The sequence below is a fragment of the Corallococcus macrosporus genome (assembly GCF_017302985.1).
GTDB lineage: Bacteria > Myxococcota > Myxococcia > Myxococcales > Myxococcaceae > Corallococcus > Corallococcus macrosporus_A.
On the sequence record NZ_JAFIMU010000007.1, the window covers coordinates 1,377,828 to 1,400,033 of the forward strand.

Consider the following 22,206-nt stretch of genomic DNA (forward strand, 5'->3'; position numbering starts at 1 on the left):
CGACCCCGGCATCTTCGTAGCGTCTTTCCAAGACAGGAGGCATTTCCCATATGACGCGTTTCTTTGGTCGTCCCCTGGTGCTCGCCTGCGCGCTGGCCCTGGGGCTGCAAGCGTGTGGCGGCAGTGAGCTTCCCTCGGAGGCGGCCACCCCGAGCGCGCCGGAAGTCCGGGCGCAATCCCTTGCACAGGACACGGCGCCGGACATCCTGGCCCAGTTGCAGGCGATTCCCGGCCTCACGGTGGTGCAGGAGCGGCCGGTGCCGGTGCCGGGCATCCGGTTCTTCGTGATGCGCTATGACCAGCCGGCGGACCACCTGCACCCGAACGGCACGCGCTTCCAGCAGCGGCTGACGCTGCTCTACCGGAGCGCGGAGGCCCCCACGGTGCTGGCCAGCACCGGCTATGGCATTGGCACGTCCCCCGGCCAGTGGGAGCCCACCTACCTGGTGCAGGGCAACCAGCTGACGGTGGAGCACCGCTTCTTCACGCCCTCCATCCCGCAGCCCGCGAACTGGAGGCTGCTCAGCATCGAGCAGGCGGCGGCGGACCACCACCGCATCGTCCAGGCGTTCAAGCCGCTCTTCCCCGGCAAGTGGATCAGCACCGGCGGCAGCAAGGGCGGCATGACGTCGCTCTACCACCGGGCGTTCTTCCCGCGCGACGTGGACGCCACGGTGGCCTACGTGGCGCCCAACAGCTACGGCACGCAGGACCCTCGCTACGTGAAGTTCCTGAGCAAGCTGGGCACGCCCGCGTGCCGTGAGAGCATCAAGACCTTCCAGCGCGAGGTGCTGGAGCGGCGCGCGGAGGTGGAGCCGCTCTTCCAGGCGACGGGCGCGGCGTATGGCCGGACCTATGACTTCCTGGGCGTGGACAAGGCGCTGGAGTTCACCACCCTCGAGTTCGCCTTCGCCTTCTGGCAGTACGGCGACGCGTCGCTGTGCGACGTGATTCCCCCGAAGGGTGGCTCCGCGCAGGCGCTGGTGGACACGCTGGATACGGTCGTGGGCATCACGTACATGAGCGACGCCGACCTGGACTACTACGCGCCCTACGACTTCCAGGCCGCGACGCAGCTGGGCAGCTACGCGTCCGAAGAGAGCCACCTGCGCGGCGTCCAGCACTATCCCCGGGGCTATGACCCGCGGGCGCTCGTGCCCTTCGACATGCGGCCGTACCCCTTCAACCCGTTCGCCATGCCGCTCGTGGAGGGCTGGGTGAAGGCGTTCGGCGAGCGCATCCTGCTGGTCTACGGAGAGAACGACCCGTGGTCCACGGGCGCGTTCAGCGTGAGCGCGCGCAATGACTCGTACCGGTTCTTCGAGCCGGGCGGCAACCACGGCGCCAGCATCACCGGACTGCCGGAGGCGGACCAGGCCGTGGCGCTGGAGCGGCTGCGCACCTGGGCCGGACTGCCCGCGGAGGACACCGCGTCCCTGGGCCTGCGCGCCCGGAGCGCGAAGGCCGCGGAGCTGCCCATCACCACGGGCGTGGTGGACCGCCGCCACGGCCCGCCGCGCGACTGACCTTCAGGCCCTTTCGGCCGTCACCTCGCGGGCCACGTCGAGGAAGGCGCGGAACGCGGGGGACACCTGGGCGCGGCTGGGGAAGTAGAGGAACAACCCCTCTTCCCACGCCGCGTACGGTTCCAGGACGAGTCTCAAGGTGCCGCGATTCAAGCGCGGCACGAGGGTGGGCTCAAAGGCATACATGAGGGCCACGCCCGCCTCCGCCATCTCCATCAGCACCCCTTCGTGGGTGGCGAGCACGGGCCCCCGCACCGGGATGCGCCACGTCTTCTTGCCGCGCTCCAGCTCCCACGCGTAGCGGGCTCCCGTGGAAGGCAGGCGGATGTTCAGGCAGTCATGGTCCAGCAGGTCCTCCGGGCGCTGCGGAGTGCCCTTGCGCTTGAGGTACGCGGGAGACCCGGCCACCACGTAGCGGAAGCGCTTCGACAGGCGGACCTGCACCATGTCCCGCTCGACGGCCTCGAACGGGCGGATGCCCGCGTCCAGGCCCTCCGCCACGACATCCACCAGCCGGTCCTCGATGCGCAGGTCCACCTCCACCTGGGGGTGGCGCTGGGCGAAGCGCAGCAGGATGGGCGTGACGACGGTGGACAGGGAGATGGTGGGCACGGACAGCCGCACGCGGCCCGTCACCTCACCCGCGCTGGCGGCGGCCGCCTCCAGGGCCTCCAGGGCCTGGTCCACGGAAGGACCGGCGCGCTCCAGCAGCCGCTGCCCCGCGTCCGTCAGCGCCACGCTGCGAGTCGTCCGGGTGAGCAGCGGCACGCCCAGCCGCGCCTCCAGCTGGCGCACCTGCTGGCTGAGCGCGGACGACGAGATGCCCAGCTCCACGGCCGCCGCCGCGAAGCTGCGCCGGCGTCCCACGGCGAGGAAGGCGTTCAGGGCATTGAGGGGAGTGGAGGCCATTCGGAAGTTTTCCGACATGCCGCGTGCGAATTCCATCCGTTTCGTGAGGAGGGCTTCCAGCGCATGTTTCCGGGCGTCACGCGACACCACCCCAGGAGCACTGCCCATGATTCCCGCTCGCGGCTACGCGGCCCCCGACGCCCGGTCCCCCCTCGCCCCCTTCTCCTTCGAGCGCCGCGAGCCCGGCCCTCGGGACGTGCAGCTGGAGATCCTCTACTGCGGCGTCTGCCACACGGACCTGCACATGGCCCGCAACGACTGGGGCTTCTCGCCGTACCCGCTGGTGCCGGGACACGAAATCGTGGGCCGCGTGGTGCGAGTGGGCCGAGACGTGAAGAAGTTCCAGCCGGGAGACCTGGCGGGCGTGGGCACGATGGTGGACTCGTGCCGAGCCTGCGCGGACTGCCAGGATGGGTACGAGCAGTACTGCAAGGTCCGAGGCGTGCTGACCTACGGCAGCCCGGAGCCGGAGGCGAAGTCCTTCACGCAGGGCGGGTACGCGGACAGCGTCGTGGTGGACGAGCACTTCGCGCTGAAGGTGCCCGCGAACCTGGACCCCGCGGCGGTGGCGCCGCTCCTGTGCGCGGGCATCACCACGTATTCACCGTTGCGGCACTGGAAGGTGGGGCCCGGTCAGAAGGTCGGAGTGGTGGGCCTGGGCGGGCTGGGGCACCTGGGCGTGAAGTTCGCGCTCGCGATGGGCGCGCACGTCACCGTGTTCAGCCACACCGACCGAAAGAAGCAGGACGCGCTGCGGCTGGGCGCGCACGAGGTGGTGGTGTCGTCGAGGCCAGAGGAGATGGCGGCGAAGGCGAACTCACTCGACTTCATCCTCGACACGGTCTCCGCGCCCCACGACGTCAACGCCTACCTGGGGCTGCTGCGGCGCGACGGGCACCTGGTGCTGGTGGGCTTCCCGGCGAAGCCGCTGGAGGTGGCCCCCGTCGCGCTGCTCTCCCGCCGCGCCAGCTTCTCCGGCTCCGGCACCGGCGGCCTGCCGGAGACGCAGGCGATGCTCGACTTCTGCGGCGAGCACGGCATCGTCTCCGACATCGAGCGCATTCCCATCCAGGCCATCAACGAAGCGTTCACGCGGTTGGAGCAGGGCGACGTGAGGTACCGCTTCGTCATCGACCTCCAGAGCCTGAAGTAGCGGCGGCATGCCGGAGGAGCCTTCGCCACTCACTTCGTCGTTGCGCACGGCCCCGTGGGCCTGGGGAGAACCGGTGTCCCAATCCGTCCGGCGGTCCCGTTCCGCGCATTCCCGTTCGGGCTCGCAGGAATCGGACTGAGAGGCTGCCGCGAAGCTGCCCGTCTCAATCGACGCGGTGGCTGACACGGGAGCACCGAGGTTGCACTCCTGAGCCTCAAGCGCCTCTGGAGACGCATCCTCCCGGGGAACAGGGGCGAACTGATCGAGCACCCGCTCATCACACGCCTTCAGCAACGCCGGCAGCTGATGCTGAAGCGCCTGCATGTCGCGCTCGCCCAGGGCATGCATCGCGCAACCAGCCCATTCGCCCAGCGGCTCGCCACCCATGAAAGGCAGCAGCGAGGCCGCAATGCCCCTGAAGGCTCGTTGCAGCGACTGGATGAGGAGCAGATGCCCTGGACGCGCAGCCGCCTGGGCCGCCAGCCGCAGCAACTCGAACTCCAGTTGGGCGCAGCGCGCTCCGGGGTACCAGCGCGCCGCGTCCCGGAGCGCGTAGCAGATGTCCCCCAACCGGCCCACCTGCGACTCAGAGGCATTCGCGCAGCAGTCGGCCAGGAGCTCCACCAGCACCTGCCGCTTGAGGCTGAAGAAGCCCTCCAGGAGCCGACGGCACTCCTCGGAGCGCGCGGCATGCAGCGCCAGGCCCAGGTTCTCCAGCGTCAGGGACTCGTCCAGAGCCACCGCCCGCGCCTGGCGTCCGGGGCGCTGCACAATCAGGCCCCGCGCGGCCAACCGTCGCAAGGCCTCGCGCACCGTGCCCCGGCTCACCCCCAAGCGGCGAGCCATCATCCGCTCCGAGGGGAACAGCCCGTTCCTCGGCAGTCGCCTCAGCGAAATGTCCTGCTCGAGCTGCTCCTCGACGTACGCGACCAACCCCACCCGCACCATCCGCGCTCCCCTCCCCGCCCATGCTTCGCCCATCCAACCAGACGGGTCTGACATGGACGTGGGCGGACTGCCGGGACAGCCCAGCCCCCGGCGGCGTGGGCCGCGAACTGGTCCGACAGTCGGACCAGTTGGGCGAGGACGGCTCCGGCAGGCGGGGCCTCGCGGGCGACTTCGGGTCGCGGGGCGGAACGACGAACCTCTCGCGACCTTGCTGTCTAGGAAGGCGTTGCCCGCATGGCGAGCATCGGGCGGTACACAGCCCGGTAGGACCAGGCCAGGAAGAGTTCCGCGGCCAGGAGCATCACCGCCATGCCCAGGCCCGCGGGCGCGAGCAGGGCGTGCGTCAGGAAGATGTTCACGATGACCGGCGCGATGATGGCCAGCGCCAGCGGGACGAAGCGGTTGGCCAGCAGCAGGAGCCCCGCCACCGTCTCCGTGCCCTTCACCAGCCAGAACAGGAAGCCCGTCGCCTTCATCGCGATGCCGAAGGCCACCGCCGGGTCCGCCGGGTTCAGGTCCTTGGGCGTGGGGATGAACTCCAGGAACCCGTTCAGGCCGAAGACGAAGAACACCAGCCCCATGAACACGCGGGCCGCCGTCGGCAGGTGACGGGCGAACGACTTCTTCTTCGGGGTGGCCTCCACCCCAGGGGTGGAGGAGGAGAGGGCGGTGTCCATGGCGTACTCCGTGGCAGGTAAGAGCGCGGGGCTTCTAGCTCCACGTCGAATCAGGGGCCCATCAATCGACACACGCCCCTCTTTTTATCGGTGCGGCAGCCCGCCTACATGGCCGTACGCCCGGGCGCGCAGCCGGAGGATCTGGTACGTGGCGCCGCAGAGGAACAGGCCCAGCAGCGTCGCCAGGGCCGCCTGCACCAGCGGGGACTGGAGGCTGTCGGCCAGGGGCTTGTCGGCGGGCAGGCGGGTGAGCGTCTCGTTGATGCCCGGCACCAGCAGCACCATGAAGCTGGCGGAGTACGTGAGGGTCCGCACGTACTCCGTGGCGCGGCCGAACACGCCCAGGCCCGGAGCCGCCGTGCCCACCGCCATGAGCAGCAGCGCCAGCAGTCCCAATCCGTGGCCGGGGTTGAAGCCGCCCGTGCTCGACAGGCCGAACGACGTCACCACCGACGTCACCATGCTGGCGACGTATGCCTTGCCGACGCGAGTCCCCGGGTCGATGCGCCCGTCGCGCACGAAGGCCCAGGCGCCGAAGACGATGGGAGGCACGCTCACGAGCGTGTGGATGATGCCCAGGATGGACAGGGGGTTCGCCATGGAAGGACTCCGATGAGAGGGTTTGGAATTCAGGCCAGCAGGTATTCGCGGATCATCACGCGGGCGCGGTGCAAGCGGCTCTTCACCGCCGCGGGCTCCAGCGACAGGCGCTCGGCCATCTCTCGGATGGACAGCGCTTCGAAGTCGCGCAGCACGACGACCTCCAGGTACTGCGGCGGCAGCGACTCCAGCGCGGACGCCAGGTCCAGCCGCAACGAGTCCGGCGTGTGCGCGGACATCCACTGGTCCGCCAGCGCCTCCTCGTAGGGGTCCTGCTCCAGCACTGTGCGGGCCAAGCGGCGGCACTCGCGCTGGACGATGCGGAACATCCACCCGGAGAACGACGCCAGCTTGCGCACGGCGGCCAGGTGGCGGGACATCACCAGCAGGGCCTCCTGGACCGCGTCGTCCACGTCGCTGATGCGGCAGCGCTTCTGTGCATAGCGCCGCAGGTTCGGCTGGTGTACCTGGAGCAGGTGCACCATCGCGTCGCGGTCACCGGCGTGGGCCGCGAGCAGCAACGCGTCAGGGGTGCGTGTCGTATCCATTCGCAGGATAAGAGGCGGCCACGGGCCGAATGGATTCGCGGCCCTGCTGATTTTTCTCTGTCCGCGCCCAACCCCTGAAAACAACAGGAGTTTCAGCGCCAGAGGTTGGTGCGCGCCAGCTCCAGCACCTCGGTGGTGCGGCCGTTGAGCAGGGCCTTGATGCCGAACAGGGTGAAGCCCGCGGCCATGGACGCGGTGATGCGCGGGGGCATCACCAGCTCCGCCTTGCTGACCACGGCGTCCACCAGCACGGGCCCTGGCGTCGCGAGCGCCTGCTGGACGGCTTCGTCCACCTGCCCCGGGTCCTCCACGCGCAGGCCCTTCATGCCCAGCGCTTCCGCCAGCTTCGCGAAGTTCGTGGGGTGCATCGCGGTGCCCACGTCGAGCATGCCGCCCACCTGCTGCTCCATGGCCACGAAGCCCAGGGAGCTGTTGTTGAACACGACGATCTTGATGGGCAGCGACAGCTGCACCAGCGTGAGGACGTCCCCCATCAGCATCGTGAAGCCGCCGTCTCCGGAGAAGGAGACGACCTGCCGGTCCGGGAAGGCCTTCTGCGCGCCAATCGCCTGCGCGAGCGCGCTGGCCATGGAGCCGTGGTTGAAGGAGCCCACCAACCTCCGGCCGCCCTTCATGGTCGCGTAGCGCGCGGCCCACACCGTGGGCAGGCCCACGTCACAGGTGAAGATGGCGTCGTCGGATGCCTGGAGGTCGAACGCTCGAGCCACCTGCGGCGGGTGGATGGGCTTGCGGCCCACCGTGCCCTGTCCCAGTGAATCCAGCTCCTCGCGCGTCTTGCGGTAGTGCTCGAGCGCGCGATGCAGGTGCTTCGTGTCGCTCCGGGCCTCCAGCCGGGGCAGGAGCGCGTGGAGCGTCGGGGCCACGCTGCCCACGACGCCCAGGTCCACGCGCGTGCGCTTGCCGATGTTCTCCGGGCGCACGTCCACCTGGATGACGCGTGTGTCCTCGCGGTCCGGGTAGAACTGCCGGTAGGGGAAGTCCGTGCCCAGCATCACCAGCACGTCGCAGTCGATCATCGCCCAGTAGCCGGACGCGTAGCCGATGAGCCCCGTGAGCCCCACGAAGTGGGGGTTGTCCTTCTCCACGAACTCCTTGCCCCGGAGGGCGGAGACGACGGGCGCCTGGAGCCGCTTCGCCAGCTCCACCACCTGCGGTCCCGCGTCCTCGCAACCCGCGCCGCACAGGAGCGTCACGCGGCCCCCGGTGTTGAGCAGCGCGGCCATCTGCTCCAGCGACGTGTTGGAGGGCATCACCTGGGGCTCGGAGAGCCGCAGGGACTCCGGCGTGGGCGGGCGGGCCTCCTCCTCCTTCTGCTGCGCGATGTCGCCGGGAATCACCACCACGGACACCCCTCGCTTGCCCAGGGCGTTGCGCACGGCGATCTCCGCGGTGCGCTGCATCTGGTTGGAGGCGGAGATGAGTTCGCAGTAGTGGCTGCACTCGCGGAAGAGGTTCTCCGGGTGGGTCTCCTGGAAGTAGCCGGTGCCCAGCTCCACGGAGGGGATCTGCGCCGCGATGGCCAGCACCGGCACCCGGCTGCGGTGGCAGTCATAGAGGCCGTTGATGAGGTGGGTGTTGCCGGGGCCGCAGCTGCCCGCGCACACCGCGAGCTGTCCGGTGAGGTGCGCCTCCGCGCCGGCCGCGAAGGCGGCGGCCTCCTCGCTGCGCATGGAGACCCATTCGATGTCGCCGCGCTTGCGCAGCGCCTCGGTGATGGCGTTGAGGCTGTCGCCCACCACCCCGTAGATGCGCTTCACCCCCGCGAGCGCGAGGATTTCCACGAACTGGTCCGCCGCCGTCCTCTTCATCGTCCACTCCTGGCCCTGAGCGCCTTCACCCGCGGCGAAGATGTGCACCGTCCCACCGCCCTGCGACCGGCCGTGCGGCCGGGCCCCGCGCAAGGCTGGCTGCCCTGGGCGGGAGTGCCTCCACCATTCGCCGCGCTCCGCTCACCGTTCGCCGCGCCGTTCGCGTCACTGGCGGCATGGCCTCCGAGGGCAGGCTCCGGCCGCGACATCCTGGGCCCATGCGAAACCCCTTGCCGCTGTCCACCGCCGCCGCGCTGCTGCTGTTGGCCCTGCCCACCTCCGCCGCCGAGGACCCCGGCCGCGCCCACGTCCGTGCCGCCGCCGAGGCCATGGGCGGCGAGGCCCGGCTCCGGGCACTCACGGGCCTGCGCATCCGGGGCGTGGGCCACTGGAACCTGCTGGAGCAGTCCGAGCGTCCCTCGCCGCCCTTCCTCGTCATGTACGAGCAGTTCGACGAGGTGCGCGACCTGCGCCGGGGCCGCCTGCGTCAGCAGTCCGAAGGGCGCGGGATGGTGATGGACGAGTGGAGGCGCGTGACGATGCTGCTGGCCGACGGCGTGGCGGCGGCGGAGGTCGAAGGGAAGTGGCGGCCCATGGGCAGCGCGCAGCTCCAGGACCTGCAGGAGCGGCTGGCCTTCGCGCCGGAGCACGTGCTGCTCGCGGCCCTGGACGCGAAGGACCTGCGTGCCCAGGCGGACACCGTGGCGCAGGAGGTGCCCCACCACGTCGTCGCCTTCCACCTGGACCGCGCGAGCGTGCGCCTGTTCCTCAATGCCCGCACGGGCCTGCCCACGGCGGTGGAGACGGTGGACGCGCATCCGGAAGACATGTTCTGGAGCGTCTGGGGGGACGTGCGCACCGTGCTGTCCTTCCAGGCGTGGTCCCTGGAGTCCGGCGGCCTGCGCTATCCGCGCCACTGGGAGTGGGCGCGCAACGGTCAGCCCCATCACTCCATCACGGTGACGGCGGTGACGGTGGACCCGCCGCTCGCGGACGCGGACTTCGCCGTGGCGGAGGACGTGAAGCAGGGCTTCGAGGCGCGCCGCGCGAGGAAGCTGGACGACACGCCCGTGCTCCGTCCGGACGCGCCGCCCGTGGAGCTGGCGCCCGGCGTGGTGCAGCTGCCGGGCGCGTGGAACGTGGCGCTGGTGGCGCAGGACGACGGTGTGGTGGTGGTGGAGGGGCCGACCGCCTCGGGCTATTCCGTGCGCGTGATGGAGGAGGCCGCGAAGCGCTTCCCGGGACTGAAGGTGAAGGCCGTGGTGTCCACCAGTGACGCCTGGCCACACATCGGTGGGCTGCGGGAGTACGTGGCTCGGGGCATCCCTGTGTACGTGCTGGACCTGAACCGCGCGCTGGTGGAGCGGCTGGTGGCGTCGCCTCGCACGTTGGTGCCGGATGCGCTCGCGCGGAAGCCTCGTGCCGCGAAGCTCCAGGTCGTGGACGGGCGGCGGGTGCTGGGCAGCGGGAAGAACCGGCTGGAGCTCGTGCCGGTGCGCACGGAGACGGGGGAGCGGATGGTGTTCGCGTGGCTGCCGGAGCACCGGCTGCTCTACACGTCGGACCTGGTGCAGCCCCGCCCGGACGGCACGTTCTTCAACGTGCAGCAGGTGGACGAGACGGTGGAGGTGGCCACGCGCGAGAAGCTACCGGTGGCGCGCGTGTTCGGCATGCACCTGAAGCCCATGGATTGGAGCGCACTCACCACCGCCGTGGAGAAGACCCGCGTGCCGTGAGGGCGCCTGTCATCCATGAGGGAAACCTCCCGTCTGTCACGGTGGTCCAAACCTGTTCGACGGTCGGGCAGGTTTGTGCGGAGCGCCACCGCTAGGACAATCCCCGGAGGGCTCCTACCCACTCAATCCATATGGACCAAATTCAGGTCCGGACGCTTAAAGCTGAATTCACTACCGGCAATCTCGAGTGCGCATTTCTCGGCCGGCGTTTTGATAGCTGGAGCAGCAGTCGCTGGTAATCTTGACCTGGTGCTCCCATAAGGAACTGAAATTTGGGACGGCACAACCCTGCCGCCGAAACCTCCTTTACAATCCCCACCAGCGCCCAACTGCTCACGAATATTCGTGTTAAGGCGAGACCGCTTCTGCTGCTTCGGACCGCCGCGCGTCGTTACCAACTGTTGCGAGGTCCAAACCATGAACTGCCGATGAGCACTGTTGCGCATCATCAAGCACGCATAGCCCTTTCTGGAAGAACAGAGTCCCACGTAGACGTCTGTCAGGGCGAAGTCACATCCGACCGCCGTGGAGTGGAACTGACCCAACCGCGCAATCACTCACGCCTTTGGCAGAAGCTCCAAATGGTCATTCATACTTTGTCCCCATAATAGGGACCATTCAAACGAACCGACCAATCCCCCGCGAAACCAAACCCCTCCAACCCGCGCCGGCTCCGACGACCGCGGCCCTGTGGCCTCTTTGAGTCAACCGGCCGCTTCGCCCCGTAAGTCTTTGTCCTGAGCAGCCTAGAGGCCACCCACGTTCTTGCGGATCCGCTTGAGCTGCTTCACCAGTGGTCCCGCTCGGTCGAGCCACCGGGAAGGTAGTCATTCGCCGCCCTGCGGCGTGACAAGCGAACCCTATTGGCGAAAGGATGTCTTTCTTGAAACGCCTGCGGATTAGGCCCGGCTCATGGATTGATCCCGCAGGGCCCAACAAGTTCACCATGACAAGGACTAGTAATGCCTATTGCAAAGCGGTTCCCATGCTTCGTCACCGTGCTGCTGCTCTCCTTCACCGCATGCAATGCTGAACCAGAGGAATCTGGTTCACCCTTGAGCATCGCCCAGGACCTGCGCGATGACAGCGACCAGCCCAGCGTCCTTGGCACATGGTCGTACGCGGGCATAATGAAAGCGGGGCGCAACGGCTCAACCGCCACCCTGCTCCCCTCTGGCAAAGTGCTCGTCGTAGGGGGCGTGAATCCCACCTCAGGCCTGCTCGGTTCGGCGGAACTCTACGACCCAGCCACCAACTCCTGGTCCGCTGCCAGCCCCCTCCTTACGCCTCGCAGTGGCCACACCGCCACCCTGCTCGCTTCCGGCAAGGTTCTCATCGCCGCAGGGGGGGGCGGGCTGAATACCCACCTCTCCTCGGCGGAGCTGTATGACCCGGCTACCAACTCGTGGTCCGCTGCTGGCTCCTTGTATACAGGCCGCGGTAGTCACACCGCGACGCTGCTCGCCTCCGGCAAGGTGCTCGTCACGGGGGGGACCGATGGCACCAATCGTCTCGCCTCGGCGGAGCTGTATGACCCGGCCACCAACTCCTGGTCCGCCACCGGCAGTATGATCTCCCCGCACATGAACTACGCTGCGGTTCTGCTCGCGTCCGGCCAAGTGCTCGTCGCGGGAGGCTACGGTCAACCCGCCGTCATCAATTCAGCGGAACTGTATGACCCGGTCACCGGCACCTGGTCCTCCACGGGCTCCATGATCCGTGCCCGCTACGCCCACTCCGCCACACTGCTCCCCTCTGGCAAGGTGCTTGTCACGGGGGGCGGCCCTGGCGTCGGCACCTACGCCGCGACAGAGCTATACGACCCGGCCACCGGCACTTGGTCTGCAGCCGCCAACATGAGCGTAGCCCGCATGTACCATTCCGCCATCCGGCTCGCTTCCGGCAAAGTGCTCGTCACTGGGGGGTTCTACGCCGGCTCCACTTCCAGTGGCTACCACGCCACGACAGAGGTGTATGACCCGATCTCCAACCTCTGGGCCTCCGCAGGTTCCATGACCTATGCACGTGTTGGTCACACGATGACCCTGCTCACCTCTGGCAAGGTGCTCGTCGAGGGGGGACACAACGGCACGACCTACCACACGGCCACCAGCCTCTACACCCCCTGACCGGTCCCCTTCGGATGCCGGCGGCCCCTGCGGTTTGAGGCGAACTCGGGCCACTCTCGTCCGTGATCTGTTTCCGACGTGGCGGTCGACCACGTCCTTGCGGCTCCGCTTTAGCCACTTCACCAGCAATTCCTCGCAGTGATGCGTGCCGTGGACCCTGCACAGACGTCTCGATCGCAAGGGCGCCTGCGTTTAGCAGGCGCCCTGCACTTCGTCGGCTGAGTATCCCAGGAGGCGCCGTACGTGCGAGGGAGATGCCGCACTTGTCAGTGAGTTCCAGAAGCTTGTCGGCGAGGTAGTGCCCATCGTGTCAGCGGGCCCGGCCCAGCCGCCGCTCCAGGTGTTCGCGGCGGCTGCGGCTCACTCGCAGGCGCTGGCCGCTTCGCAGCACCACCACCTGCTCCGTGGGCGAGGGCCGGTGCACCTCCTGGATGCACTCCACGTTGACGATGGCGGAGCGGTGGATGCGCACGAAGCGCTCCGCGTCCAACCGGGCCTCCAGCGCCGCCAGGCTCTCGCGCAGCACGTGGGCCTTGCCGTCCGCGTGCAGCGTGACGCAGTAGTCGTCCGCTTCAACCCACTCGATGTCCGCGACGGGGACGAGCACGGAGCGCAGGCCCACGCGCACCAGCAGCCGGTCCGCGGGGGGCTCGGCGGGCTTTGGCGCGGGGCCCGCGTCCGCCAGCAGCTCCGCGAGCCGCCGTCCCAGCTCCGCGGCCTCTCCCGCTCGCAATCGCTGGCGGGCTCGGGCCAGGGCCTCGTCGAAGCGCGCGTCGTCGAAGGGCTTCACCAGGTAGTCCACCGCGTGCACGGTGAAGGCCTTCACGGCGAAGGTGTCGAACGCGGTGATGAAGATGACGGCGGGCATGTGCTCCGCGCCCACCTCGCGCAGCACGCCGAAGCCATCCAGCTCCGGCATCTGCACGTCCAGCAGCACCAGGTGGGGCCGCTGGGCGCGGATGGCCTCCACCGCCTCCCGGCCATCACGGCACTCGCCGCACACCACTGCGTCCGGATGGCGTGCCAGGGCCTGCCGCAATCCCCTGCGGGCCCATGGCTCGTCATCCACCAGCAGCACCCGCAGGTCAGCCATGCGCCACCCCAGCGGTACCCTGCGTAAAGCGCCACGGCAGGAGGATGGTGGCGACGGTGCCCTGCCCCTCCGCGTTGGTGACTCGCAGCCGCCCTGCTTCACCGTAGAGCTGCGCCAGCCTCGCGCGCGTGTTCGACAGGCCGATTCCCCGGGCCGATTCCAGGTCGAAGCCCCCGGGCAGCCCCGGACCGTCGTCCTGCACGGTCAACTCCAGCGCGTCGCCCCGCCGCCTCGCGCCAATGCGCAGCACCCCGGCCGCGGTGCGCACGCCGATGCCGTGACGGAGCGCGTTCTCCGTGAGCGGCTGGAGCACCAGGTGGGGCACCCGGACCTCCAGCGCTTCCGGCTCCACGGCCCACTCCACGCGCAGCCGGTCCGCGAAGCGCAGTTGCTGGAGCTCCAGGTAGCGCGACAGCACCGCCACCTCGTCTCGCAGCGTCACCTCCTGGGTGGCGCCCTGCTGGAGCAACTGGCGGAGCAGGTCGCTCAGCAGCACCAGCATGCGCGCGGCCTCTTCCGTCTCCCGCTCGCGCACCAGCACGACGATGGCGTTGAGCGTGTTGAAGAGGAAGTGCGGCTGCAACTGCGTCTGGAGCGCGAGCAGCCGGGACTCGGTCAGCTGCACCGCGAGCGCCGCGGCCTGCCGCTCGCTGTCCCGCGCCCGCTCGGAGGCCCGGGTGGCCAGGGCCACCGCCAGCACCGTCGCGTAGGCCATGCCCACCATCGGCAGCCAGCCCCACCACACCTGCAGCCAGCGCGCGGCCCAGGCCCCGTCCCTTCCGGGCATGGGCATGAACGTGGCCGTCGTCGCCGTGTACACGCCAGCGAAGAGGGCCCCCATGCCCAGGCACGCCGCCAGGTGCACGAGCACCGGACGCGGACGCAGGGGGCTCAGGGGCTCGCGCGCCGCCAGCCGGGTGAGCCACGGCGTGAGCGGCAGCCACACGTACCAGGCGGGCATCTGCGCGGCGAGCGCCCGCCACAGCGCGGGCGGCTCGGGCGTGCCCCGGCTGAAGGTGTACATCTCCAGCGCGGAGAAGAGCGCGGGCGCGGACCACGCGGCGGCCCGCTTCGCCCAGGCCCGCCAGGCGCTTCCGGATGCGGCTTCCACGAAGTCCAAGAGGGCCGCGAGTCTACCGGCGGACGCGGCGGACTTCACGGCCTCCGCGAAGCGGCTCAGGGAATGCCGCTCAGGACAATCTTCCCCACCGTGCGGCCCGTCTCCACCGCCGCGTGCGCGCGCCGCAGGTTCGCCGCGGTGAGCGGACCGAAGTCCTGCGTCATCGTGGTGCGCAGCGTCCCGGCCTCCACCAGGTCCGCCACCGTGTCGAGCAGCCGCTGCTGGGAGAGCGGATCCGCGTCGTAGAGCGCGCGGGTGAACATCAGCTCCCAGTGCAGCGCCAGGCTCTTGCGCTTCATCGCGTTCACGTCGAGCGGCGTCTGCGGGTCGTCGATGATGCCCAGCTGCCCGAACGGGGCCATCAGCTCCACCAACTGCGCGAAGTGCTGCTCCGTCTGGGTGAGCGCCATCACGTAGCGCACGCCGCCCGGCACCAGCGCCTGCACCTGCGCGGCCAGCGGCTGGCGGTGGTCCACCACGTGGTGCGCGCCCAATGACTTGCACCACTCCACCGTCTCCGGCCGCGACGCCGTGGCGATGACCGTCAGGTCCGTCAGCTTGCTGGCGATCTGAATGGCCATGGACCCCACGCCGCCCGCGCCGCCCACCACGAGCAGCGCGTCCTTCGGGGTGCCCGTCCTGCGCTGGGGCACACCCAGGCGCTCGAAGAGCAGCTCCCACGCGGTGATGGAGGTGAGCGGCATCGCCGCCGCCTGCGTGAACGTCAGCCCCTTCGGCTTGCGGCCGACGATGCGCGCGTCCACGACGTGCAGCTCGGAGTCCGTGCCGGGCTTCGCGATGGAGCCCGCGTAGAAGACTTCATCCCCGGGACGGAAGCGCTTCACGTCCTTCCCCACCGCCTCCACCACACCCGCCGCGTCCCAGCCGAGCACGCGCGGTGAAGCCTCCACCTTGTCCTTGGGCGCGCGCACCTTCACGTCCACCGGGTTCACCGACACGGCGCGCACGCGCACCCGCAGGTCGCCAGGGCCGGGCGTAGGGTCGGGCAGCTCCACGTCGACGAAGGCCTCGGGGTGGTCACTGGGGAGATACTTCGTGAGGGCGACAGCTCGCATGGGGGGCTCCTTTGCGTGCAACATCGTCCCGAAGGTTGAATCGGACAAGTACGCAGGATTTCCGCCCATACGTACAAAAAGGGAACCATGGCCCGGCACAAGACCTACGACTGCTCCTCCGGTTGTCCGGTGTCCGCGACGCTGGATGTGATTGGGGGCAAGTGGAAGGGGCTCATCCTCCACCACCTGCTGGAAGGCACGCTGCGCTTCGGGGAGCTGCGCAAGCGCATCCCGGACGTCACGCAGCGGATGCTCACGCAGCACCTGCGCGAGCTGGAGGAGAGCGGGCTCGTGCACCGGCAGGTGTACGCGGAGGTCCCTCCGCGCGTGGAGTACAGCCTCACGCCGCAAGGACAGACACTGCGCGGCGTGATTGCCGCGCTCAAGTCCTGGGGAGAGACGTACCTGGGCCGGAAGACTCCGGAGCCCGCCGCCCCGAAGCGCCGGCTCGCCGTCGCCTCGGGACGCTGAAGAGAAGCGCCCGCCGCTACCGGAGCGTGAACTTCGGATTCGGGGTGGTGTCCGCGGGAGGCCCCTCCCAGCGGATGGCGTCGCCCCGGCACTCGTAGGACGTCCAGCACTCGAAGCGCACGCCGCCCTCGCCGCACGCGATGTTGGTGACGGCGTCGGCCTCGAGCCGCGCGGCCTCGCCCTTCAGCATCTCCTGGAGGGCCGCGGGCGAGTAGTTGGTCCGGTAGATGCCGCTGGTGCAGGTGGCCGCCTCCACCTCGCCCAGGAACTTGAACTTCCGCTGGGGCATCTCCTCCGCCTTGACGACGACGATGTTCGCCGCCCGCCGCCGCAGCTCCGGATCCCTCAGCGAATTGTGCGTAAAGCAGCCCTGCCCCATCGCCAGGACCGCGACCCACAGCACCCCACGAAGATGCATGGACATATCCCCTCCGGAGCGCTGCTCTAGCGCAGTCCGGCCGGGAAGGACAGACGCCCTACCCCGCCGCGCGCACCATGCGCAGCACCAGGATGAAGTGCAGCCCCGCCCCCACCAGCGTCATGGCGTGGAACACTTCGTGATAGCCGAAGACGCCCGGCCGGGGGTTGGGCCGCTTGAAGGCATACGCGAGCGCGCCCAGCGTGTACGCCAGCCCGCCGCCCAGGATGAGCACGATGGCGGAGGTGCCCAGCGCGCGGAAGACGTCGCCGAAGTACGGCATCATCGTCCACCCCACCCCGATGGCCAGCGCCGCCGTCACCCACTTGGGCGCGGCCACCCAGAACAGCGACTGCAGGATGCCCAGGAGCGCGCCCGCGTAGAGCCACGCCATCAGCGGGTTGCCCACCTCCGGCGGCAGCCCCAGCAGGATGACCGGCGTGTACGTCCCCGCGATGAGCAGGAAGATGGCCGCGTGGTCCGCCCGGCGCATCCACGCGCGGGCCTTCGGGGACCAGTTCACCCGGTGGTACGTCGCGCTGATGGTGAACAGCCCCACCAGGCTCAGCGCGTACAGCCCGGACGCCAGCATCGTGCGCGGCGTGGGCGCCATCGCAACCAGCACCACCCCCGCCCCCACCGCGAACGCCGCCGCCCACTGGTGCAGCACGCCCCGCAGCTTCGGCTTCTCCATTCCCAGCACCGCCGCGCTCACGCGCACCCCATGGCGGACTCGACACCCATCGAAACGAAGCATTTCATGACGGTGCCGGCTCCTCGCCATACCTACGGGATGGTAGGTTTCGGTCCGGTAAGTTACCGGTGGGTAGGTTCGAGGTCAACTTGAAGAAGAAACAGCGGCTGACGGGCGCCGAGCGCCGGGTCCAGTTGATGGAGATAGGCCGGGCGGTCTTCGCGTCGAAGGGCTACGAGGCGACCTCCATCGAGGAGGTTGCCCAGCAGGCAGGCGTGTCCAAGCCCATCGTGTACGAGCACTTCGGCGCGAAGGAGGGGCTGTACGCGGCCATCGTGGACCGGGAGATGGACGACCTGGTGGCGCGCGTGTCGGCGAGCATCGCGCAGGGCACGCCCCGGCAGCGCTTCGAGGACGCGGTGCTGGCGTTCATGGCCTACGTGAAGGACGAGCCCGCGGGCTTCGCGGTGCTCACGCGGGACTCGCCCACGGCGGCGGCGCGGCGCGGGCTGACGCGTGTCATTGACGACCTGGCCCAGCGCGTGGGGGACGTCTTCCGCAGCGAGTTCGAGCACGCCGGCTACCCGTCCAAGGTGGCGCCCATCTACGCCAACGCGCTCGTGGGCATGGTGACGCAGGTGGGACACTGGTGGGCCGCGGAGGGCAAGGCCTTCTCCACGGAGAACGTGGCCCGCCACGTGGCGGCGCTCGGATGGATGGGATTGCGGCACCTGCCCAAGGACCCCGTCCCGCCCGGCGCGAAGCGCGAGCCGAAGCGCCGGGCCTGAAACAGGGTGCGTGTCACCAGGACAGCGTGTGTGAACAGGAGCGCTCCAGCCCCGGCCGTGGCCGTTTCACGAGTCACCGAGTCTCCTGAATTGCCCAGGAATTTTACTTTCTGGGTGAAACCACACCCCTGGAACAAGCGCCCCTCACGCGCGCCGGAGCACCCCCATGCGCATCCGTCATTACGCCTCGCTCGCTTCCTTCCTGCTGCTGGGAAGCGCCTGCGGCCCGACCGACACCGTTGAAGACGCCTCGAAGGTGGAGGCACAGCAGGACAGCGCGCTGGCGGCGAAGCCCGTGCGTGGCGACGGTCTGCGCCGGCTCCAGGCGGAGCGCCCCGGCTTCGCCAAGGGCGCGGGAGAGCTGTCCACGCGGCGCTTCCACGTGGACGGGCGCGGCCAGGCGCATGAGCGCCTTGCGCAGACGTTCCAGGGCGTGCCTGTCTTTGGCGCCGCGGCCATCGTCCACCTGGACGCGAACGGCGCGGTCGCGGGCGTGACGGACAAGCTGGTGCGCAACCTCAAGGTGGAGACCACGCCCCGGCTCAAGGCGGACGAGGCCATCCAGCGCGCCGTCGCGAGCGTGGAGCAGGCGGGCGGCGTGCTCACGGGCGCGCCCCGCGCGGACCTGCAGATCCTCGCCGACCAGAAGGACACCCGCCTGACGTGGCGCGTGCAGTTGGCCACGATGGACGTGGACGGCCTGCCCTCCATGCCGAACGTCTTCATCGACGCGCGCACGGGCGACACCGTCTGGGGCTTCGACAACCTGCAGACCCACCGCAACCGCAAGACGTACACGGCGAAGAACCGCACCACGCTGCCGGGCACGCTGGTGCGCAGCGAGGGCCAGGGCCCGTCGGGTGACGCGCTGCTGGACCAGGCCCACGACAACGCGGGCTTCACGTATGACTTCTACGCCAACGTGTTCGGCCGGGACAGCTACGACGGGCTGGGCACGACGCTCACCTCCAGCGTCCACTACAGCAAGAACTACGTGAACGCGTTCTGGGACGGGACGCAGATGGTCTACGGCGACGGTGACGGCGTGCAGTCCAGCGCCCTCACGGTGCTGGACGTCGTGGGCCACGAGCTGACCCATGCCGTCACGGACACGTCCTCGGAGCTCATCTACGCCAACGAGTCCGGCGCGCTGAACGAGGCCATGTCCGACATCTTCGGCGCCTCCATCGAGGCGTACCGGGACGGCGCCGTCAGCGCCAACACCTGGAAGATTGGCGAGGAGTGCTGGACGCCGGCCACCGCGGGCGACGCCTTGCGCTACATGAACGACCCGGCCATCGCGGGGGACTACGACTACTACCCCACGCGCTACACCGGCACGTCCGACAGCGGCGGCGTGCACTGGAACTCCGGCATCGCGAACCTGGCGTTCCACCTGATGGTCAACGGCGGCACGCACCCGCGCGGCAAGACGAGCAACGTGGTGCCCGCGCTGGACAGCAACAGCTACGCCAGCATCCAGAAGGGCGCGGCCATCTTCTACCGCGCGAACACCGTCTACCTGACGCCGGGCAGCACCTTCTCCGACGCGCGAGGCGCCACCGTGCAGGCGGCCACCGACCTGTACGGCGCCAGCGCCGCCACGTCCGTCAACGAGGCCTGGACCGCCGTGGGCGTGGCCGCTCCTCCGAGCTGGACCACCATCGCGACGCTGACCAACGTCTCCGGCGCCCGCAACAGCAACACCAACCTGAGCTACGTGAAGCCGGCCGGCGCCACGTCCATGCGCTTCCAGCTCGCAGGCGGCACGGGTGACGCGGACCTGTACGTGAAGTTCGGCAGCGCGCCCACGACCACCAGCTACGACTGCCGCTCCGCGGGCGCCACCAGCGACGAGTCCTGCACCATCAACGCCGCGCAGTCGGGCACGTACTACGTGCTCATCCGCGCCTACAGCGCGTTCTCCGGCTCCACCTTCACGGTGAGCGCCGGGCAGTAAGCCATCCCTCCAAGGGCCCCCGGTGCGGTCGCCTCGGCCCAGGCGACCCTGCCGGGGGCTCTGCTGTTTTCAGGCCTTCGGAGGCCGCGCCTTCACCGCCGCCTGGATGCCCTCCAGGGCGCCCGGGTCCTCGATGGTGGTGAGGTCGCCCGGCTCCCGGTCCTCCGCCACCGCCTGGATGCTCCGGCGCAGCAGCTTGCCGGAGCGCGTCTTGGGCAGGTTCGCCACCACGTACACCGCCGCCGGGCGGGCCACGGCCCCCAGCGTGCGGCCCACCGTGTCCATCACCTCTTGCGCGAGCGCGTCGCGGTCCTGCTCGCGGTGCAGGCGCGCGGGGTCCCTGGGCACGGCGAAGGCCATCACCACCTGACCCTTGAGCTCGTCCTTCACGCCCACCACCGCCACCTCCGCGATGGCCGGGTGGCCGCTGATGGCCTCTTCAATCTCACGCGTGCCCAGCCGGTGGCCGGCCACGTTGATGACGTCGTCGGTGCGGCCCAGGATGAAGTAGTCCCCGTCCTCGTCGCGCGTGGCCCAGTCGAAGGTGTTGTAGAGGGGCGCATCGAAGCTGGTGAAGTACGTGGAGACGAAGCGCGCGTCGTCGCCCCACACCGTGGACAGACACCCCGGCGGCAGCGGCGGCTCGATGACAAGCACGCCCTTGTGGTTCGGCGCCGTCACCGCCTCCCCGCTCAGCCCGTCCACCAGCTTCACGCGGTAGCCGTAGATGGCCACGCCCGGTGAGCCCAGCTTGCGCTTGCGCGGCTCCACCCCGGGAACGGGCCCCAGGATGGGCCAGCCCGTCTCCGTCTGCCAGTAGTTGTCCAGCACCTGCGTGGCCGGCAGCGCGTCTGAAATCCACGCGTGCGTGGGCGCGTCCAGCGGCTCACCGGCGAGGAACAGGTAGCGCAGGCTGGAGGTGTCGTGGCGCTTGAGGAACGCGGCGTCCTGCTTCTTCAGGATGCGGATGGCGGTGGGCGACGTGAACATCACGCTCACCTGGTGCTGCTCGATGAGGCGCCACCAGACGGCGGCGTCCGGCCGGATGGGCAGGCCCTCGTAGAGCACCGTCGTCATGCCGTTCAGGAGCGGGCCATAGACGATGTACGAGTGGCCCACCACCCAGCCGATGTCGGAGGCGGTGAACATCACCTCGCCCGGCTGCCCCGTGTAGATGTGGCGCATGGACGCGGTCAGCGCCACCGCGTAGCCGCCCGTGTCGCGCTGCACGCCCTTGGGCTTCCCGGTGGTGCCGGACGTGTAGAGGATGTAGCTGGGCTCGGAGGACTCCAGCCACTCCACCGGCACCTGCGCCCCCTCGTGCCGCGCGCCCAGCGAGGCGAAGTCCACGTCGCGCCTCGGCGTGACGGGGCTGCCGGGCACGAGCCCCCGGTCCAACACCAGCACGTGCGCGGGCGGGTGCTTCGCCAGCGACAGGGCCTCGTCCACCAGCGGCTTGTAGGGGATGACCCGGCCCGCGCGCATGCCCGCATCCGCCGTCACCAGCAGGACCGGCTTCGCGTCGTCGATGCGCATGGCCAGGCTGTGCGCCGCGAAGCCGCCGAACACCACCGAGTGGATGGCCCCCAGCCGCGTGCAGGCGAGCAGCACGAAGACGGCCTCCGGCACCATGGGCATGTAGACGATGACGCGGTCGCCGCGCTTCACGCCCAGCGAGCGCAGCATGGCCGCCACCCGGTTCACCTCCGCGTGCAGTTGGGCGTACGTGTACTGGCGGCGCTGGTCGGTTTCGGAGGATTCGAAGACGAGCGCCGGTTGGTCCGCGCGGGTGGCCAGGTGCCGGTCCACGGCGTTGTGGCACAGGTTGGTGCGCCCGCCGACGAACCAGCGCGCGAACGGCGGGCGGGAGGCGTCCAGCACCTGGTCGAAGGGCCGCTCCCAGTCGATGAGCCGGGCCTGCTCCGCCCAGAACGCATCCGGCGCTTCAATGGAGCGGCGGTAGAAGTCCCGATAGCTGCCCATGTGGACGCTCCTTCAATGGGGGATGTCCCGGGACGATAGGTGCGGGCCCGCGCGGGTGGGAAGGACGCCGTCCGGAAACGGCGCGGGAATAAACGCTGTGGCGGGCGTAACCCCTTCAGCCATTTCCACTGAAGGGGGTTCCACCATGAAGCGATTCACGCAGGCGTTGGGGATGTCCGTCGCGCTGGTGCTGCTGGCCGTGCCCGTGGCGTACGCGGGTTCGAAGACGACGTTCAACCTCATCGTCAACGCGACGAGCCGTTACGCGGAGGGCTCGATGGGCTCCGCGCGCAACAGCGCCGACACCGTCCAGCGCGTCTACTGCCGCACCTTCGCCGACGCCACGTATGGCGAGTCCATGCGCTGCTACGCGACGAACTCCGCCAACGTCACGGTGACGTGTGGCTCCAGCTCACCGGTGCTCGTCCGCAGCGTGCAGGCCGCGGGGGATGAGTCCTACGTCGCCTTCAGTTGGGACGTGAACGGGGTCTGCCAGACCTTCGACGTGCTCAAGGGTTCGCACCTGGAGCCGAAGGCGCCGTAACCCC

At 69.5% G+C, this 22,206-nt stretch carries 19 protein-coding genes and 1 pseudogene; 8 read left to right on the forward strand and 12 right to left on the reverse strand.

All coding sequences use genetic code 11. The features are described 5' to 3' along the window. The first annotated feature begins 50 nt into the window (after nucleotides 1-50). The gene (locus JYK02_RS17865; RefSeq protein WP_207052580.1) at nucleotides 51-1,526 is read left to right on the forward strand and encodes a S28 family serine protease; all 1,476 of its coding nucleotides are present in this window, start codon (nucleotides 51-53) and stop codon (nucleotides 1,524-1,526) included. Between the two features lie 3 nt (nucleotides 1,527-1,529). Here JYK02_RS17865 and JYK02_RS17870 read toward each other — a convergent pair whose 3' ends face one another. After that, nucleotides 1,530-2,435, reverse strand: a complete 906-nt coding sequence (locus tag JYK02_RS17870; RefSeq protein ID WP_207052582.1) for a LysR family transcriptional regulator — start codon at nucleotides 2,433-2,435, stop codon at nucleotides 1,530-1,532. A 106-nt stretch (nucleotides 2,436-2,541) separates the two neighbouring features. On the opposite strand from JYK02_RS17870, the gene JYK02_RS17875 reads away from it, so the two are divergent. Beyond that, nucleotides 2,542-3,588, forward strand: a complete 1,047-nt coding sequence (locus tag JYK02_RS17875) for an NAD(P)-dependent alcohol dehydrogenase (RefSeq protein WP_207052584.1) — start codon at nucleotides 2,542-2,544, stop codon at nucleotides 3,586-3,588. A 765-nt stretch (nucleotides 3,589-4,353) separates the two neighbouring features. Here the strand turns inward: JYK02_RS17875 and JYK02_RS40765 are convergent. The 5 genes and pseudogenes from JYK02_RS40765 to poxB form a co-directional block, all read right to left on the reverse strand. Next, nucleotides 4,354-4,590: pseudogene (locus JYK02_RS40765) on the reverse strand (winged helix-turn-helix domain-containing protein); the annotation flags it as partial. 161 nt (nucleotides 4,591-4,751) lie between these two features. Then, nucleotides 4,752-5,213, reverse strand: coding sequence for a DoxX family membrane protein (locus JYK02_RS17885; RefSeq protein WP_207052586.1), 462 nt, complete (start codon nucleotides 5,211-5,213; stop codon nucleotides 4,752-4,754). Between the two features lie 84 nt (nucleotides 5,214-5,297). After that, a complete protein-coding gene (locus tag JYK02_RS17890; RefSeq protein ID WP_207052588.1) occupies nucleotides 5,298-5,813 on the reverse strand; it encodes a hypothetical protein in 516 nt (171 codons plus the stop codon). 29 nt (nucleotides 5,814-5,842) lie between these two features. Next, nucleotides 5,843-6,361 carry an RNA polymerase sigma factor gene (locus JYK02_RS17895; protein WP_207052590.1) on the reverse strand — a complete coding sequence of 173 codons (519 nt, stop codon included), beginning with the start codon at nucleotides 6,359-6,361 and terminating at the stop codon, nucleotides 5,843-5,845. A gap of 92 nt (nucleotides 6,362-6,453) precedes the next feature. Further along, nucleotides 6,454-8,190 carry a ubiquinone-dependent pyruvate dehydrogenase gene (gene poxB, locus JYK02_RS17900; protein WP_207052592.1) on the reverse strand — a complete coding sequence of 579 codons (1,737 nt, stop codon included), beginning with the start codon at nucleotides 8,188-8,190 and terminating at the stop codon, nucleotides 6,454-6,456. 218 nt (nucleotides 8,191-8,408) lie between these two features. On the opposite strand from poxB, the gene JYK02_RS17905 reads away from it, so the two are divergent. Further along, nucleotides 8,409-9,926 (forward strand): MBL fold metallo-hydrolase, encoded by a 1,518-nt coding sequence (locus JYK02_RS17905; RefSeq protein WP_207052594.1) that lies wholly within the window; start codon nucleotides 8,409-8,411, stop codon nucleotides 9,924-9,926. Between the two features lie 998 nt (nucleotides 9,927-10,924). Beyond that, nucleotides 10,925-12,055 (forward strand): kelch repeat-containing protein, encoded by a 1,131-nt coding sequence (locus tag JYK02_RS17910; protein WP_207052596.1) that lies wholly within the window; start codon nucleotides 10,925-10,927, stop codon nucleotides 12,053-12,055. 310 nt (nucleotides 12,056-12,365) lie between these two features. Here the strand turns inward: JYK02_RS17910 and JYK02_RS17915 are convergent, their stop codons facing one another. The 3 genes from JYK02_RS17915 to JYK02_RS17925 are packed head-to-tail and all read right to left on the reverse strand — an operon-like array spanning nucleotide 12,366 to nucleotide 15,344. Further along, on the reverse strand, nucleotides 12,366-13,148 hold the full coding sequence (locus JYK02_RS17915; protein WP_207052598.1) for a LytR/AlgR family response regulator transcription factor: 783 nt from the start codon (nucleotides 13,146-13,148) through the stop codon (nucleotides 12,366-12,368). Further along, a complete protein-coding gene (locus tag JYK02_RS40770) occupies nucleotides 13,141-14,307 on the reverse strand; it encodes a histidine kinase (RefSeq protein WP_207052600.1) in 1,167 nt (388 codons plus the stop codon). Before JYK02_RS40770 ends, JYK02_RS17915 begins: the two co-directional genes overlap by 8 nt. 17 nt (nucleotides 14,308-14,324) lie before the next feature. Beyond that, nucleotides 14,325-15,344 (reverse strand): zinc-binding alcohol dehydrogenase family protein, encoded by a 1,020-nt coding sequence (locus JYK02_RS17925; RefSeq protein ID WP_207052602.1) that lies wholly within the window; start codon nucleotides 15,342-15,344, stop codon nucleotides 14,325-14,327. Between the two features lie 87 nt (nucleotides 15,345-15,431). Between JYK02_RS17925 and JYK02_RS17930 the strand changes: the two genes are divergently transcribed. After that, complete coding sequence (locus JYK02_RS17930; RefSeq protein ID WP_207052604.1) at nucleotides 15,432-15,815, forward strand: winged helix-turn-helix transcriptional regulator; 384 nt, start codon at nucleotides 15,432-15,434, stop codon at nucleotides 15,813-15,815. Nucleotides 15,816-15,831: 16 nt separating this feature from the next. Here the strand turns inward: JYK02_RS17930 and JYK02_RS17935 are convergent, their stop codons facing one another. Both JYK02_RS17935 and trhA read right to left on the reverse strand, forming a co-directional pair. Then, the gene (locus JYK02_RS17935; protein ID WP_207052606.1) at nucleotides 15,832-16,233 is read right to left on the reverse strand and encodes a hypothetical protein; all 402 of its coding nucleotides are present in this window, start codon (nucleotides 16,231-16,233) and stop codon (nucleotides 15,832-15,834) included. Between the two features lie 58 nt (nucleotides 16,234-16,291). Continuing rightward, nucleotides 16,292-16,954: a PAQR family membrane homeostasis protein TrhA gene (trhA, locus tag JYK02_RS17940; RefSeq protein WP_347402519.1), complete on the reverse strand. Its 663-nt coding sequence runs from the start codon at nucleotides 16,952-16,954 to the stop codon at nucleotides 16,292-16,294. A gap of 122 nt (nucleotides 16,955-17,076) precedes the next feature. Here trhA and JYK02_RS17945 point away from each other — a divergent pair, with 122 nt between their 5' ends. Both JYK02_RS17945 and JYK02_RS17950 read left to right on the forward strand, forming a co-directional pair. Next, nucleotides 17,077-17,715 carry a TetR/AcrR family transcriptional regulator gene (locus tag JYK02_RS17945; protein ID WP_242588790.1) on the forward strand — a complete coding sequence of 213 codons (639 nt, stop codon included), beginning with the start codon at nucleotides 17,077-17,079 and terminating at the stop codon, nucleotides 17,713-17,715. A 166-nt stretch (nucleotides 17,716-17,881) separates the two neighbouring features. Then, nucleotides 17,882-19,675, forward strand: coding sequence for a M4 family metallopeptidase (locus JYK02_RS17950; RefSeq protein ID WP_207052608.1), 1,794 nt, complete (start codon nucleotides 17,882-17,884; stop codon nucleotides 19,673-19,675). 69 nt (nucleotides 19,676-19,744) lie between these two features. On the opposite strand, the gene JYK02_RS17955 is transcribed toward JYK02_RS17950, so the two are convergent. Next, the gene (locus JYK02_RS17955; protein ID WP_207052610.1) at nucleotides 19,745-21,658 is read right to left on the reverse strand and encodes a propionate--CoA ligase; all 1,914 of its coding nucleotides are present in this window, start codon (nucleotides 21,656-21,658) and stop codon (nucleotides 19,745-19,747) included. Nucleotides 21,659-21,803: 145 nt separating this feature from the next. Here JYK02_RS17955 and JYK02_RS17960 point away from each other — a divergent pair, with 145 nt between their 5' ends. Beyond that, nucleotides 21,804-22,202, forward strand: coding sequence for a hypothetical protein (locus tag JYK02_RS17960; RefSeq protein WP_207052613.1), 399 nt, complete (start codon nucleotides 21,804-21,806; stop codon nucleotides 22,200-22,202). The last annotated feature ends 4 nt before the right edge of the window (nucleotides 22,203-22,206 follow it).